This is a genomic window from Methylobacterium sp. Leaf111, assembly GCF_001423285.1.
Classification (GTDB): Bacteria; Pseudomonadota; Alphaproteobacteria; order Rhizobiales; family Beijerinckiaceae; genus Methylobacterium.
Map to the genome: position 1 here is coordinate 873,848 of NZ_LMNE01000001.1, position 13,917 is coordinate 887,764.

The 13,917-nt window shown below is 71.2% G+C and carries 10 protein-coding genes; 5 read left to right on the top strand and 5 right to left on the bottom strand.

The features are described from left to right. The first annotated feature begins 145 nt into the window (after positions 1-145). The 3 genes from ASF41_RS03880 (at position 146) to ASF41_RS03890 (ending at position 4,433) form a co-directional block, all read left to right on the top strand. Entirely contained in the window at positions 146-2,323 is a 2,178-nt protein-coding gene (locus ASF41_RS03880) for a protein-disulfide reductase DsbD (protein ID WP_056490954.1), read from the top strand. A gap of 121 nt (positions 2,324-2,444) precedes the next feature. After that, complete coding sequence (locus tag ASF41_RS03885; RefSeq protein ID WP_056490958.1) at positions 2,445-3,677, top strand: MFS transporter; 1,233 nt, start codon at positions 2,445-2,447, stop codon at positions 3,675-3,677. A 177-nt stretch (positions 3,678-3,854) separates the two neighbouring features. Continuing rightward, the gene (locus tag ASF41_RS03890) at positions 3,855-4,433 is read left to right on the top strand and encodes a hypothetical protein (RefSeq protein ID WP_056490960.1); all 579 of its coding nucleotides are present in this window, start codon (positions 3,855-3,857) and stop codon (positions 4,431-4,433) included. A gap of 24 nt (positions 4,434-4,457) precedes the next feature. On the opposite strand, the gene tolB is transcribed toward ASF41_RS03890, so the two are convergent. From tolB to tolQ, 4 genes are all read right to left on the bottom strand, one after another. Beyond that, a complete protein-coding gene (gene tolB / locus ASF41_RS03895) occupies positions 4,458-5,777 on the bottom strand; it encodes a Tol-Pal system beta propeller repeat protein TolB (protein WP_056214500.1) in 1,320 nt (439 codons plus the stop codon). A gap of 165 nt (positions 5,778-5,942) precedes the next feature. Further along, a complete protein-coding gene (tolA, locus tag ASF41_RS03900) occupies positions 5,943-7,352 on the bottom strand; it encodes a cell envelope integrity protein TolA (RefSeq protein WP_056490965.1) in 1,410 nt (469 codons plus the stop codon). An 11-nt stretch (positions 7,353-7,363) separates the two neighbouring features. Beyond that, a complete protein-coding gene (locus ASF41_RS03905) occupies positions 7,364-7,810 on the bottom strand; it encodes a biopolymer transporter ExbD (protein WP_056214495.1) in 447 nt (148 codons plus the stop codon). A 27-nt stretch (positions 7,811-7,837) separates the two neighbouring features. Next, a complete protein-coding gene (gene tolQ / locus ASF41_RS03910; RefSeq protein ID WP_056214491.1) occupies positions 7,838-8,554 on the bottom strand; it encodes a protein TolQ in 717 nt (238 codons plus the stop codon). A 394-nt stretch (positions 8,555-8,948) separates the two neighbouring features. Between tolQ and ASF41_RS03915 the strand changes: the two genes are divergently transcribed. Beyond that, the gene (locus ASF41_RS03915) at positions 8,949-10,202 is read left to right on the top strand and encodes a methyl-accepting chemotaxis protein (protein ID WP_200941249.1); all 1,254 of its coding nucleotides are present in this window, start codon (positions 8,949-8,951) and stop codon (positions 10,200-10,202) included. 51 nt (positions 10,203-10,253) lie between these two features. On the opposite strand, the gene ybgC is transcribed toward ASF41_RS03915, so the two are convergent. Further along, complete coding sequence (ybgC, locus tag ASF41_RS03920) at positions 10,254-10,700, bottom strand: tol-pal system-associated acyl-CoA thioesterase (RefSeq protein WP_056214484.1); 447 nt, start codon at positions 10,698-10,700, stop codon at positions 10,254-10,256. 341 nt (positions 10,701-11,041) lie between these two features. Here ybgC and ASF41_RS03925 point away from each other — a divergent pair, with 341 nt between their 5' ends. Further along, entirely contained in the window at positions 11,042-13,795 is a 2,754-nt protein-coding gene (locus tag ASF41_RS03925) for an EAL domain-containing protein (protein WP_056490972.1), read from the top strand. Positions 13,796-13,917 lie beyond the last annotated feature (122 nt).

Consider the following 13,917-nt stretch of genomic DNA (forward strand, 5'->3'; position numbering starts at 1 on the left):
GGCCGGAGCGCCGGACGGCCCTTGCGACCATCCTGCGCCTTTCGGCGGCGCGAAAAGGCGGGGACAAGGGATCTCGCGGCTTCGGGATTTTGCGCTCCGGCCGAACGGACGTAACCTGCCCGCCTCCATCTCCGAACAGGATTCTATGATCCGGCTTCTCGCCCTGGCGCTCGCGCTGTTCGGCCTCGCTCTGCCCACCGCCTCCGCGCAGGGCTTCAAGGTGCCGGCCGACCTCGTGAAGGCGAGCCTCGTCGGGGAGCCCGCCGCGATCCGGCCGGGCGAGCCCTTCACGGTGGGGATCCGCCTGGTGATGCGGCCGCACTGGCACGTCTACTGGCGCAATCCCGGCGATTCCGGCCTGGCTCCGGAGGTCGCCTGGACGCTGCCGCCCGGGTTCTCGGCGGGGCCGATCCAGTGGCCGAGCCCGAGCCGCATCCCGGTCGCCCACCTGATGAACTACGGCTACGAGGGCGAGGCCGTCCTCCTGGCGCAGGTGACCCCGCCGGCCACGCTGGCCTCGGCCAAGCCGGTGACGCTCCAGGCCAAGCTGACCTACCTCGTCTGCGAGCGCGAATGCGTGCCGGGCTCGGCCGAGCTGCGCCTGACCCTGCCGGTGGCGCAGACCGGCACCAGCACCGGCGTCGCGCCCGGATCGATGATGCTGTTCGAGGCCGCCCGCGCGGCCCTGCCCGCGCCCGCCCCCTGGCCGGTGCGCTACGGCGCCGAGAACGGGCGTCTGCAGGTGCACCTCGCCGCGCCGGCCGGGCTCGCGGCGTCCGACGTCGCCTACTTCCCCTATGCGGAGACCGCCATCGAGAACGCGGCGCCCCAAGAGGCGCGCAGCGACGCGGATGGGCTGCACATCGACCTGGCCCGCGGCGACGCCACCGCAGCGGCCCCCGCGACCCTGCCGGGGGTGCTGACCTTTGCGGAGGCGACGCCGGACGGACCCGTGCGCCGCGCCTACGCCATCGGGGAGGCCCCGGACGCCACCGCCGTCGCGACGGCCTCGGCCGCGACCACGAACGCGGCGATGGCGCCCACACCGGCGCAGGCCCCGGCCGAGAGCCTGACCCTCTGGAGCGCGGCCGGCCTCGCCTTCCTGGGCGGCCTTCTCCTCAACCTGATGCCCTGCGTCTTCCCGGTCCTGTCCATCAAGGTCCTGAGCCTCGTGCGGCATTCCGGCGAGCCGGCGGGCCGGGTCCGGCTGCACGGCCTCGCCTACACGGCGGGCGTGCTCGCGTCCTTCCTGGCCCTCGCCGGCCTGCTGATCGCCCTGAAGGGGGCCGGCGCCGGCATCGGCTGGGGCTTCCAGCTGCAATCGCCCCTGGTGGTGGCGGGCCTCGCCTACCTGCTGCTCGCCATGGGACTCAGCCTGTCGGGCGTCGTCCATCTCGGCGCCGGCATCGCGGGCCTCGGGGACGGCCTGACCCGGCGGGCCGGCCTGGAAGGCTCGTTCTTCACCGGAATCCTCGCCACCGTGGTGGCCACCCCCTGCACCGCCCCCTTCATGGGCTCGGCGGTGGGCTTCGCCCTGACCCAGGAGGCCGGCGTGAGCCTCGCGGTCTTCGCGAGCCTCGGCCTCGGCCTCGCCCTGCCCTTCCTCGCGCTGACGATCTGGCCCGCGGCCCTGCGGCGGCTGCCCCGCCCCGGCGCCTGGATGGACACCCTGAAGGGGGCGCTGGCCTTCCCGATCTACGCCACCGTGGCCTGGCTGGTCTGGGTGCTGTCGCAGCAGGTGGGCTCGGCCGGGCTCCTCGCCGCCCTGGTCGGCCTCGTCCTCGTGGGCCTCGCCGCCTGGGCCTGGGAGCGCGGGCACGGGGCCGGCCCGGCCGGCACCTGGGTCGCGCGCGGCACCGCCGTGGCGGCGCTCGCCGCCCTCGCGATCCTCACCCTCGGCCTCGACCGGGACCGGGCGGGGGCCGACGCCGCGCAGGCCGACGGCAGCGCCTTCACCCAGGCGCGCCTCGACGGGCTCCTGGCCCAGGGCAAGCCGGTCTTCGTGAACATGACGGCGGCCTGGTGCATCACCTGCCAGGTGAACGAGCGCGTGGCCCTGCGCGCCGAGGCGGTCCAGGCCGGGCTGAAGGCGCGGGGCATCACCGCCCTCAAGGGCGACTGGACCAACCAGAACCCCGAGATCACCCGCCTGCTGGAGCGCCACGGCCGCAGCGGCGTCCCGCTCTACCTCCTCTATTCCGGTGCGGGCGAGCCCACGGTCCTGCCCCAGATCCTCACCCCCGGCCTGGTGCTGGAGGCCCTGCAGGCGGTGCCCCTCGCGGCCGCGGACCGGAGTGCGGCCCTGACCGAAGTGCGACCCTGACGAAGGTCTCCGCCGGCGGGCCGGTCGCGCCGCGGACGGTCGAGCCCCGTGGCTGCACGGTTCAGTCCGCCCCGTCATCCTTGCGCTTGACGCGCAAACCGCCCTGCCCCAGCACGGCCGCATGAGCACCGATGCCGCGCCGCGCTGGGACGTCTTCCGCAACGGCGATTTCCGCCTCTTCGGAGCGGCCCGCTTCCTCACCTGCCTTGCCTTCCAGATGCAGGCGGTGGCGGTGGGGTGGTTCGTCTACGACATCACCCGCTCGGCCCTGGCCCTGGGCCTCGTGGGCCTGGCGAGCTTCCTGCCCGCCATGCTCTCGGCCCTGGTGACGGGCCACGTCGCCGACACCTACGACCGCCGCCGCGTGGCGGCCCTGGCCTACGCGACCCTGGCGTCGGCGGATCTCGGCCTGCTCCTTGCGGCCCGGCTCGGCACCACGACCCTGTGGCCGATCTACGGGCTCGTCGTCGTGATCGGCACCTGTCGCGCCTTCGCCAACCCGGCCCTGCAGGCCCTGCTGCCGACCCTGGTGCCCCGCCCCCTGTTCGGCTCGGCCATCGCCTGGAACGCCTCGCTCTGGCAGAGCGCCTCGATCCTCGGCCCGGCCACCGGCGGCTTCCTCTACGCCCTCGGGCCGGCGGTGGTCTTCGGGGCGGCCGCCGTGAGCTTCGCGCTCGCCAGCGCCCTCATCCTAGCGATCCGGTTCCGGCCCGCCCCCATCGCCGAGCGGCCGCCCGTGACCTGGGAGACCCTCTCGGCCGGCCTGACCTACATCCGCACGCATCCGGTGGTGCTCGGCGCCATCAGCCTCGACCTCGTGGCGGTGCTCCTCGGGGGCGCCACCGCCCTCCTGCCGATCTTCGCGGCGGAAGTGCTGCACGTGGGCCCCCTCGGCCTCGGCGTCCTGCGCAGCATGCCGGCGGCCGGTGCCGTGCTCACCGCGATCGCCCTCGCCTACCGGCCACTGCAGCGCCGGGCCGGCCTGCGCATGCTCCAGGCCGTGGGGATCTTCGGCCTCGCCACGGTGGGCTTCGGCCTCTCGACCTCCCTGCCCCTCTCCATGGCCTGCCTGTTCGTCACGGGGGCGGCCGACATGATCAGCGTGTTCGTGCGCCAGACCTTCGTGCAGGGCGAGACGCCCGATTCCATGCGCGGCCGGGTCTCAGCGGTGAACTCGGTCTTCATCGGCGCCTCGAACGAACTCGGCGAGTTCGAATCCGGCACCCTGGCGGCCCTGATCGGGGCCGTCCCGGCCGTGGTGGCGGGCGGCCTCGCCACCCTCCTCGTCGCGGCGCTCTGGGGCCGGGTGTTTCCCGCGCTGCGGGCCCGGGACCGGCTCGTGCCGGCGGAATGAAGGGCGGATCTATCCCTTAGCCGCCCGATTCGCTGCACACCAGGGATAAAGCCTGCGTAAACAGTGCCTTACACGATGTCTCGGAGCCCCGTTGCCGATCCATCGCGCCGGCACGGCCGAGCTTTTCGACATGACAGCGGCCTGCACGCAGGCGTAGAAATCCTGCAGGAAGCTGCAATGGCTGACATCAAGGTGGTTGCCGGAAATTGCGGAAAAGGCAGAGGCACCTATGAGTCGGGCGTTCTGACCAGCCCGGACGGTGTCGAGCGCTCCGTCGAGAGCATCCTCGCCGTCGAGGCGCACGGAGAAATCGCGGGCACCCGGAACTGGGGCGGGCAACTTCTCGAAGGTCTGAAGGGAAGTCTCGCCCTCGCATCGAACATCGATCTGAGCGGCACGGCGCTGCTAGCCGCGACCGCCCTGACCTCGGTGTCGGCCGAGGAATCCCAACCTCAGACGCTGCTGGAAATCACGTTCCAGGACGCAGGCCTGCTGATCGCCCTGGCCGACCCGCGGCTTCCGGCGCTGATCAGCAACGATCGGGAAGTACTGCGACGGGGGTTCGCTCGGGCCTCACAGCGGATGACCCAGACGGTCGACGGACCGGGACACGCGGATTCGTCCCTGGCGACGACGGCGAGCGAGGCGGCTCAGGCGGCAGTCGGTGCCGTTCAGGCCGTGACCGGCGCCGCCGGCGCATCGCTGAGCTCGGCTTTCAGCTTCGTGCGCCGAACCACGGGCTACGAGCGCGGCTGACACGGCCGCCGCGCGCGTCCCGTCCTACTTCCCCGACAGCAGCGGCGACCAGGTCGGGTCCGAGGCGTAGGACGGGGTCGGGACCGGCTGCTCCACCTTGCCGGTGATGTCGACCATGTAGAGCTTGCCGCCGCCCTGGCCGCCCGGATCGCGGAAGAACAGCACGTACTGGCCGTTCGGCGCGAAGGTCGGGCCCTCGTTGTGGAAGCCTTCCGTGAGCACGCGCTCGCCCGTTCCGTCCGGCTTCATCACGCAGATGGCGAAGCCGCCCTTGCGCTGGCGCGTGAAGGCGATGAGGTCGCCGCGCGGCGACCAGGCCGGCTGCGAGGCGGAGCCCTCGCCGAAGGAGAGGCGGGTGGGCGTCCCCCCCGAGGCGCTCATGACGTAGATCTGCTGCGAGCCGCCGCGATCGGACTCGAACACGATCTGGCTGCCGTCGGGCGAGAAGGTCGGCGAGGTGTCGATGGCATTGCCGTTGGTGACCGGCGTCTGCGCCTTCGAGGCGAGGTCCATGATGACGATGTCGGCGTTGCCGCCCTCCTGGACGCTCATCACGAGACGACGGCCGTCGGGGGAGAAGCGCGGGCTGGTGCTCATCGAGCCGGACTTGCCGAGGGCCTGCCGGCTGCCGGTCTCGAGGTTGATGACCTGGATGCGCGGCTGCTGGCCGGTGGTCTGGGTCATGAAGGCGATGTCCTGGGTCGCCGGCGAGTAGCGCGGCGCGACCACGGCGTTGTCGCCATTGGTGAGCGCCCGCACGTTGGCGCCGTCCTGGTCCATCACCATCAGGCGCTTGCGCCGGTTTTCCTTCGAGCCGGACTCGTCCACGAAGGCGATGCGGCTGTCGAACCAGGGGCCGAGGCCGGTGATCTTGGTGTAGACCGCGTCCGAGATGAGGTGGCCGGTGCGGCGCGCATTGGCCGGATCGGTGCCGTATTGCTGGCCGGTCATCTGCTGGCCCGAGGTGACGTCCCAGAGGCGGAACTCGACCTTGAGCTTGCCCGAGGCGTCACGCGCCACCCGCCCGGTGATCAGGGCCTGAACGCCCGCCGCCTTCCACTTCTCGAAACCCGGGACCGCATCGAAGCCCGGGGCCTCGGGGAACTTCGCTTTCTCGACGGGCGTGAAGTAGCCCGACCGGCGCAGGTTGTTCGTGACCACGCTGGAGACGAGGAGGCCCAGGCTCGGATCCCCCGAGAAATCCGTGACCGCGATCGGCATCGGCTGGAACGACCCGCCGCCGATGCGCAGGTTGAGCTGCGCCGCCGCCGGGTTCAGGCCGCACAGGACGAGGGCCAGGAGGGCGAGGAGCGACGTCAGGCCCTTGGGAAGACTGGGATGCATGATCGATTCCGTGGTCGTGGGAATGCGAGGATCGTCGATGTGGTCGGAGGGGAGCGTGGCTGCGGATCTGCGCCTGTCCTGGCGGATCGGGCCGAGGGCTTGCCTCGACCCCCGTGAACGCCGGGCATCCGCACGCTTCGACGCGGTCACGCTCCGACGGGCCTATCACACCCGCGAGAACTCGAACTCCGCGTTGATGGCTTTCCAGTCGTTGTAATACGGCGCGTACTGGGCCGGGATCTTGTAGGGCGCGCAGCGACGCACGGCGCGCTGAGCCGCCTCGGCGATCGACCGATCGACCGCGTTGGCGCCGCCCCGCATGATGCGCGGTTCGGAGGTCAACGTGCCGTCCGGATTGAGCCGGATGTCGAGCATCGGCAGCACCACGCCTTGGGTGGCACCGGGCGGCGCCACGTAACAGCGCTCGATCTGCTGCTGGAGCATGCCCACGAGGGCATCGCGTAGGGAGGGCGACAGGCGCTGGGCGTTGCCGGAGGCCGCGCCCAGGGATGCGGTGCGCTGCACCTCGCGGCCGGTGGCGCCGGTGGATTGCGAGGGCGCCTTCGAGGCGAGGAGCGAACGGATGTCGCCCGCGCTGAACTTGTCGGCGAGTTCGGCCTGCTTCTTGGCCTTCGCTTCCCCATCCGCCTTCGCCTTGGCGTCGGCCATCGCCTTGGCCTTCGCCTTGGCGGCGGTTTCGGCCTTGGCCTTCGCGGCGGCCTCGGCCTTGGCCTCGGCGTCCGCCTCCGCCTTGGCTTCGGCGAGCTCCTTCTGACGCTCGGCCTCCGCCTTGGCTTTCGCCTCCGCGACCGCCTTCGCCTTGGCCTCGGCTTCCTTCTCGGCCTTCGCCTCGGCGTCGGCCTTCGCCTTGGCCTCTGCCCGTGCTTTGCGGGCCGCCTCCGCCTTCGCCTCGGCCTTCGCAGCCTCGACCTTGGCGGCGGCTTCGGCCTTGGCCTCGGCTTCCGCCTCCTGCTTCTCGATGAGTTCGGCGAGTTGCTCGCGCTTGACGGCCTCGGCCTTGGCCTTCGCGGCGGCCGCGGCCTTGGCTTCGGCCGCCGCGGCTTTGGCCTCGGCAGCGGCGGCAGCCTTCGCCTCGGCGGCGGCGGCGGCCTTGGCTTCGGCGGCGGCCGCAGCCTTCGCGGCGTCCGCCTTCGCGGCCTTTTCCGCCGCTTCGGCCTTGGCCGCTTCCGCCTTGGCGGCTTCGGCCTTGGCGTCCTGCGGATCGGGCTCGCTGGAGCGCAGCGGCATCTCTTCGGCGCTCGCCACCTTCATGTCGGCGGGGCGCTTCGGCGGGGCCGGGGCATCGACCTTGGCGTTCTCGGGCTCGCGCTCCTCGAACTTTTCGGCGACGCGGTCGGCACGCGGCTTGGCGTTGGGCTGGGGCGCATCGGCGTTGCGCTCGCCCTTGGTCAGTTCCGAATATTGCTGCTCGGTCATCACCTCGACGGGCACGCCCTCCTGCGCGTCCGGTAGGGCGGGCGCCGCCACCGAGAGCAGGGCGACCGTCAGCAGGCCGACATGCGTCGCCGCCGAGACCCAGACGCCCGGTTCACTGCGCTTGAAGGGAATCCGCACCGCCGGGCCCGCTACTTCTGGTCCGGCTCGGTGACCAGGGCGACCTTCTTGAAGCCGCCGCCGGTCACGATCGCCATCACCTGGGCGACGCGGCCATAATCGACCCGCTTGTCGCCACGCACGAACACGCGCTCCTCGAAGCCGGCCTTCGAGCTCTCGGTGAGCTTCGGGACGATGGTGTCGTCGGAGAGTTCGCTCTCCCCGAGGAAGACCTGGCCCGACTGCCGGATCGACAGGGTCACGGGCTTGGTGTCGGAATTGAGCGGGCTCGCCTTGGATTGCGGCAGGTCGAGGGGCACGCCCACCGTCATCATCGGCGCCGCGACCATGAAGACGATCAGCAGCACGAGCACGACGTCGATGAACGGCGTCATGTTGATCTCGTTGATGGCCGCGTGCCGGCGTCCCCGCCGACGCCGTCCGCCGCCACCCTGCGCTGCTCCGTGGGCCATGCCCATGATCGTTCCTCGGGTGTGGGGGTGGGGTCAGGCGACGAGCGAGAGGCGCTCGTCGATCTGCCGCGAGAGGATGGCGGAGAACTCGTCGGCGAAGCCTTCGAGGCGCGACTGGTTCTTGGCCACCGTGGACTGCAGCTTGTTGTAGGCGAGCACCGCCGGAATGGCGGCGAACAGGCCGATGGCGGTGGCGAACAGCGCCTCGGCGATGCCCGGCGCCACCACGGCCAGCGAGGTGTTCTTGGAGGCGGCGATCGACGTGAAGGCGGTCATGATGCCCCAGACCGTGCCGAACAGGCCGATATAGGGACCGGCCGACCCGATGGAGGCGAGGAAGAGCAGGCGCGACTCGAGGCGCTCGACCTCGCGCTGGATCGTCACGTCCAGCACCTTGTCGATGCGCTGGGACAGGCTCTGGATCTGGCGCCCGGAGCCCTCGAAGGAGCGCTTCCACTCGCGCATCGCGGCCACGAACAGGGCGCCCTGCCCCACCGGCTGCCGGTCGTTGAACGAGCGATAGAGCTCCTCCAGGGAGCGGCCGGACCAGAAGGCCTCCTCGAAGGCGTCCATCTCAGCCTTGGTGCGGCGGAACAGGAGGGTCTTGTCGACGATGATCGACCAGCACCAGATCGAGGCCCCGATCAGCCCGAGCATCACGATCTTGACGACGAAATGCGCCTGCAGGAACAGGCCGAGCAGGGTCATGTCGGGGGCCGGCATCGCCTGCATGGCATCGGCTGGGTTCATGACATGATCCTCGAAAAACCCCGCGCGGAGCCGTCACGGAACCGGTGGTCCGTCCTGCGCGCTTCAACCGGAACTTTGAGCGATTTCAAGGCTCAATGGCCCGCGAATCTGTCGAAAGTATGAGCCGGCCGTGTGCAGTGCACCCGTCCGGCCCGAGGGCAGTTAAGCACCCGGCAGGGTTAACATTCCCTTGCGGCCCGCGCGGGCGGAGCCCCGGAGGGGGCCGAGGGATCGGGATGTCCGCCGCGCGTCCTCGGCGAAGGCCGCCGGAGAACAACATTTGTCCAGAGGCTGAACACGAACGGCTCAACTGCGCTTTAACGAAATTTTAAGCATCATCACAGATAAAACTAGATCATTGCTATCGAAGACCGAATTCCGGCGGGTCGCTACGATGAAAACCCAGAGAACGATACTGGACGCATGGCGCCGCCCCCACGCCGAGAACCGGGCCAAGGTCTCGCCGCAGATGGATCTGGAAGCGGTCCTCGATGCGCTGCCGGTCAACGTGCTCGTCGTCGATCCCGTGAGCGCGAACATCACGTTCGCCAACCGGCGCAGCATCGAGACCATGCACGCGCTGCGGCAAGACCTGCCCCAGGACGTCGATCCCGACCGCATGGTCGGAACCTCGATGGATGTGTTTCACAAGCCCCCCCAGCACCAGCGCAGCATCGTGGCGGACCCGTCGCGCCTGCCCTGGCACACGAAGATCCGCCTCGGCCCCAAGACGCTCGACCTGCATGTCTCGGCGGTGATGGCGCAGGGCGCCTACATCGCCGCCGTCCTGTCCTGGGCCGACGTGACACCGTTCGCCGACGCGATCACGGCCTTCGACGGGGCCATCCGGGCGGCCCTCGACGGCGCCGGCGGTGCCACCGACACCCTGCGCCACGCGGCCAACCAGGTCCTGGAGAAGACGGGCGAAACCTCCGCGGCCGCCGCGACGGCGTCGCGCGGCGCGTCCGGCACCTCTGCCAACGTCCGGACGGTGGCCCGCGCCGTCGAGGAACTCAACACCGCCAATGCCGAGATCACGCAGCAGATGGACCGCTCCCGCTCCGTGACGGGCGAGGCGGTGGAGGAGGCCCGCGAGGCGGTGACGCGCGTGCGCGCCCTCAGCGAGAATTCCGGCCATATCGGCCAGGTCGTCGGGATGATCGGGCAGATCGCCAGCCAGACCAACCTCCTCGCCCTCAACGCGACCATCGAGGCGGCCCGCGCCGGGCCGGCCGGACGCGGCTTCGCCGTCGTGGCCAGCGAGGTCAAGGAGCTCGCGGCCCAGACCGCCCGGGCGACGGACGACGTGTCCCGTCAGGTCGCGATGATCCAGGCCGCGACGACGTCCACGGCCTCCACCATCGAGCGCATCGCCGGCATCATCGGGAGGATCGAGGAGAGCGCCATCTCCATCGGCTCGGCCGTCGAGGAGCAGTCGGCCACCGCCACCGAGATCCGCCGCAGCGTCGAGGAGGCCTCGGGCCGGACCGAGACGGTGAGTTCCAGCGTCGCCGCCGTCGCCACGAGCGCGACGGATTCGGCCGACGCGGCCCAGAGCATGCTGCGCGCGACCGCGGATCTCAATCGCGAGATCGAGGCGGTGGCGGGCGCGGTCAAGCTCTTCCTGGGCGAAGTCCGCAAGATCTGACGCGGACGCGGCCACCTCCGGGCGCGGGACCGGACGTCGGCACAGGCCCCGCTACGATGACCGGGGCGTGGGATCGGGGTCGTCGCGCTCCGGGGACAGGAGCCGCCGCAGGCTGTCGGGCAGGCGGATCGCGCGACCGTCGCGCACGCAGGCGACGACGACCTCGGCCTTCACCAGCACCGCGCCGTCCCGCCGGACCTCCTGGGCGAGGTGCATCGAGGCGCCCTTCATCGCGGTCGTCCAGGTCCGGACCTCGAGGAGGTCGTCCATCCGCGCCGGCTTGGCATAGTCGATCACCATGCGGCGCACGACGAAGTGCAGGCCGGCCGCGTCCCGGTGCAGGTCGGACTGGTCGCCCGCGAGCCCGCGCAGGAGTTCGGTGCGTCCCCGCTCCATGAAACGCAGGTAGCTCGCGTGGTAGACGAAGCCCGAGAAGTCGGTGTCCTCGTAATAGACGCGCACCGCGAGGGCGTGCACGCCGGGTTCGGGCTGGGTCAACGTGGCGGCTCCCGGATTCGTGATGAACGCCCCCCGCGGCCCGCAGACCGCCCGCCGAGGCCTCCGCGACGGGGTGCGCAGCGTCCGCGAGCGATGGGCCGCTCTAGCAGATTCCGAGGGGCGAGCAACGCGGTCCCGCGGGAGGCCGCGCGTCGACGGCACGGGTTTCGGCGCGGGCGGAGCAAAGATTCCGCCGGAAAGCACGGACGGAAAATTAAGGCGTTCCCACGTTGATCCACCGGAAGGCGCTGGAGCGCCGAGCACTTGGCGCCCCCCGGGAAGCAACGCCGAGTCGCTCCGGGGCGATGTCTGTGCCGCCGTGGCGGTACAAGGATAGGAACATGCTTACGGCCAGCGTTCGGAAGCGATCGGCTCATCTGATCGCCCTGGCGAAAACCCTTCACGCCGGCTCCATCGTGCTGCTCGCATCCGCGGGTGGCGTTCTCGGCCTGGCGATCGCCGCGGGGGCGGGGCTCTTCATCGCGGACCTGCACGGCCGGGCCGTCGCCGATACCGAGCAGAACCTCGTCAGCCTCGCCACCGTCCTGGCGGACCAGGCCGACCGGGCCCTGCAGGCGATCGAGCTCGTGCAGGACGCCCTCATCGACGAGATCCGTGCCGCCGAGATCGCCACGCCCGCGGCCTTCGCGGCCCAGGTCTCGACGCGCGCCATGCACGAGTCCCTGCGCGCCCGCACGGCGGCCCTGCCCCAGGTCAACGCCGTCACGGTGGTCGATCACACCGGGACCCTGCGCAACTTCACCCGGTTCTGGCCCATCCCGGACGTCAACATCGCCGACCGGGCCTACTTCAAGGCCCTGGCCTTGGACCCGCTGCTCCAGCGCTTCGTCAGCGAGCCGGTGCAGAACCGCGGCAACGGAACCTGGACCCTGTACATCGCCCGCAAGATCTCCGCCCCGGACGGGACGTTCCTCGGGCTCGTGCTCGGCGCGGTGGAGCTGGAGTACTTCGCCGGCCTCTACGGCCAGATCGCGCCGCAGCCCGATTACGTGATCTCGCTGTTCCGCACCGACGGCGTGCTGCTGGTGCGCCATCCGCATCGGGACAACGCGATCGGACGCGGGTACACCACGACCGGGGCCGCCCTGATCGCCCTGCAGAACAAGGCCGGCGGCGTCACCCGGACCGTCAGCCCGATCGACCAGCAGGACCGGCTCATCGCGACCCGGGCCCTCTCGACCTATCCGGCGACCCTGAGCGTCAGCCGCACCACCGCGGCGGCCCTGGCGCCCTGGCGCCGCCAGGCCACGGTGCTGGGCGCGGCCGCCGGCCTCCTCGACCTCGGGCTCGTCGGGCTCTTCGTGCTCGGCCGGCGCCAGGCCGGCGGCCAGGAACGGCTCCTGCGCGCGGAGGAGCGGGCCCGCAGCGAGCACGCGCTGCGCACGCAATATGCCCGCTTCGGGGTCGCCCTCGACACCATGACCCAAGGGCTCTGCCTGTTCGACCAGGACAACCGGCTGATCGTGATGAACGCGCGCTACGTCGCGCTGCACGGCGTCCCGCCGGACCTGCGCCAGCCCGGCACGACGCTGGCGGCCATCCGGTCCCATCTCACGGCGAGCAACGGCGATCGTGCTCCGCCCTGGCCCGCCCCGGAGGAGGCCGCGCGATCGCCGGCCTCCTTTACCTGGGATCTCGCCGATGGGCGGGCCATCGCCGTCAAGCACGTTCCGATCCGGGGCGGCTGGCAATGCACGCACGAGGACGTCACGGAGCGCCGCCGGAGCGAGGCGCAGATCGTCCGGATGGCGCGCCACGATGCGCTGACCGGATTGCCCAACCGGGCCTTCCTGCGCGAGCACATGGCGGGCGTGCTCGCCGGCCGCGGCGGCAGGCGGACGGCGGTGCTCTACCTCGACCTCGACGGCTTCAAGGGGGTCAACGACACCCTGGGTCATCCGGCCGGGGATGCCCTCCTGTGCCTGGCGGGGCAGCGCCTGCGGGAATGCCTGCGCCCGTCCGATTTCGTCGCGCGCCTGGGGGGCGACGAGTTCGCCATCGTGCAGTCCGGGATCGTCGCGCCCGGGGAGGCGGCCGATCTCGCCGCGCGCCTCGTCGCGATGCTCCAGATGCCCTTCGCGGTCCAGGACCGGGAGATCGTCATCGGCACCAGCATCGGCATCGCCCTCGTGGAGCCGACGGACACCGAGAGCGACGCCGTCCTGCGCCGTGCCGACGTGGCCCTGTACCAGGCCAAGGCGGCGGGCCGGGGCACCTGGCGCTTCTTCGAGACCGACATGGACGTGGACATCCAGCGCCGGCACCAGCTCGGGACCGAGCTGCGGCGCGCCTTGGCGGCCGGGCAGTTCGAGCTGCACTACCAGCCCCTCGTCGCGGCCGGGACCCGGACCCTCAAGGGCTTCGAGGCGCTGCTGCGCTGGCGCCATCCCCAGGAGGGCCTGATCGGTCCGGCGACCTTCATTCCCCTGGCCGAGGAGATGGGCCTGATCCGGTCGATCGGCGCCTGGGTCCTGGCCCAGGCCTGCCGCGACGCGGCGACCTGGCCGGACACGCTCACGATCGCCGTCAACCTCTCCTCCGTGCAGTTCCTCCGCGGCGACCTCGTCGAGGACGTGACGCGGGCGCTGATCGGCGCCGGACTCGTGGCGAGCCGGCTGGAACTGGAGATCACCGAATCCGTGCTCCTGCGCGACCACGCCGACACCTTCCGGATCCTGCATCGCCTGAAGAGCCTCGGTGTCCGGATCGCGATGGACGATTTCGGCACGGGCTATTCGAGCGTTAGCTACCTGCGCCGGTTTCCCTTCGACACGCTCAAGATCGATCAGTCCTTCGTCCGCACCCTCGGGCAGGACGGGGGCGCCATCGCCATCGTCCGGGCCCTGGTGGGCCTCGGCAAGGCCTGCAACATGGGCGTCGTCGCCGAGGGCGTCGAGACGGCCGAGCAGGCCGCCCTCCTCGAGGCGGAAGGCTGCGACGCGCTGCAGGGCTTCCTCTTCAGTCGGGCCCGGCCGGCGCCCGACCTCACGGACATCCTGACCCGCCGGACCTTCGCCCCGCCGGATCGCGCGGACGCGCGGTCCGACCGGACGCACCAGCGCGACGCGGCCTGATACGGGGTCCGCTCGAGCGAAGCGGGCCCGGATCGGCAAGCCCGCGCGGCGCTCGAGCGAAGCCCAAATCCGCCATCCCGTAGGGATCGGAAGGATTTGGTACGATCCCTCGGCCGCACGCC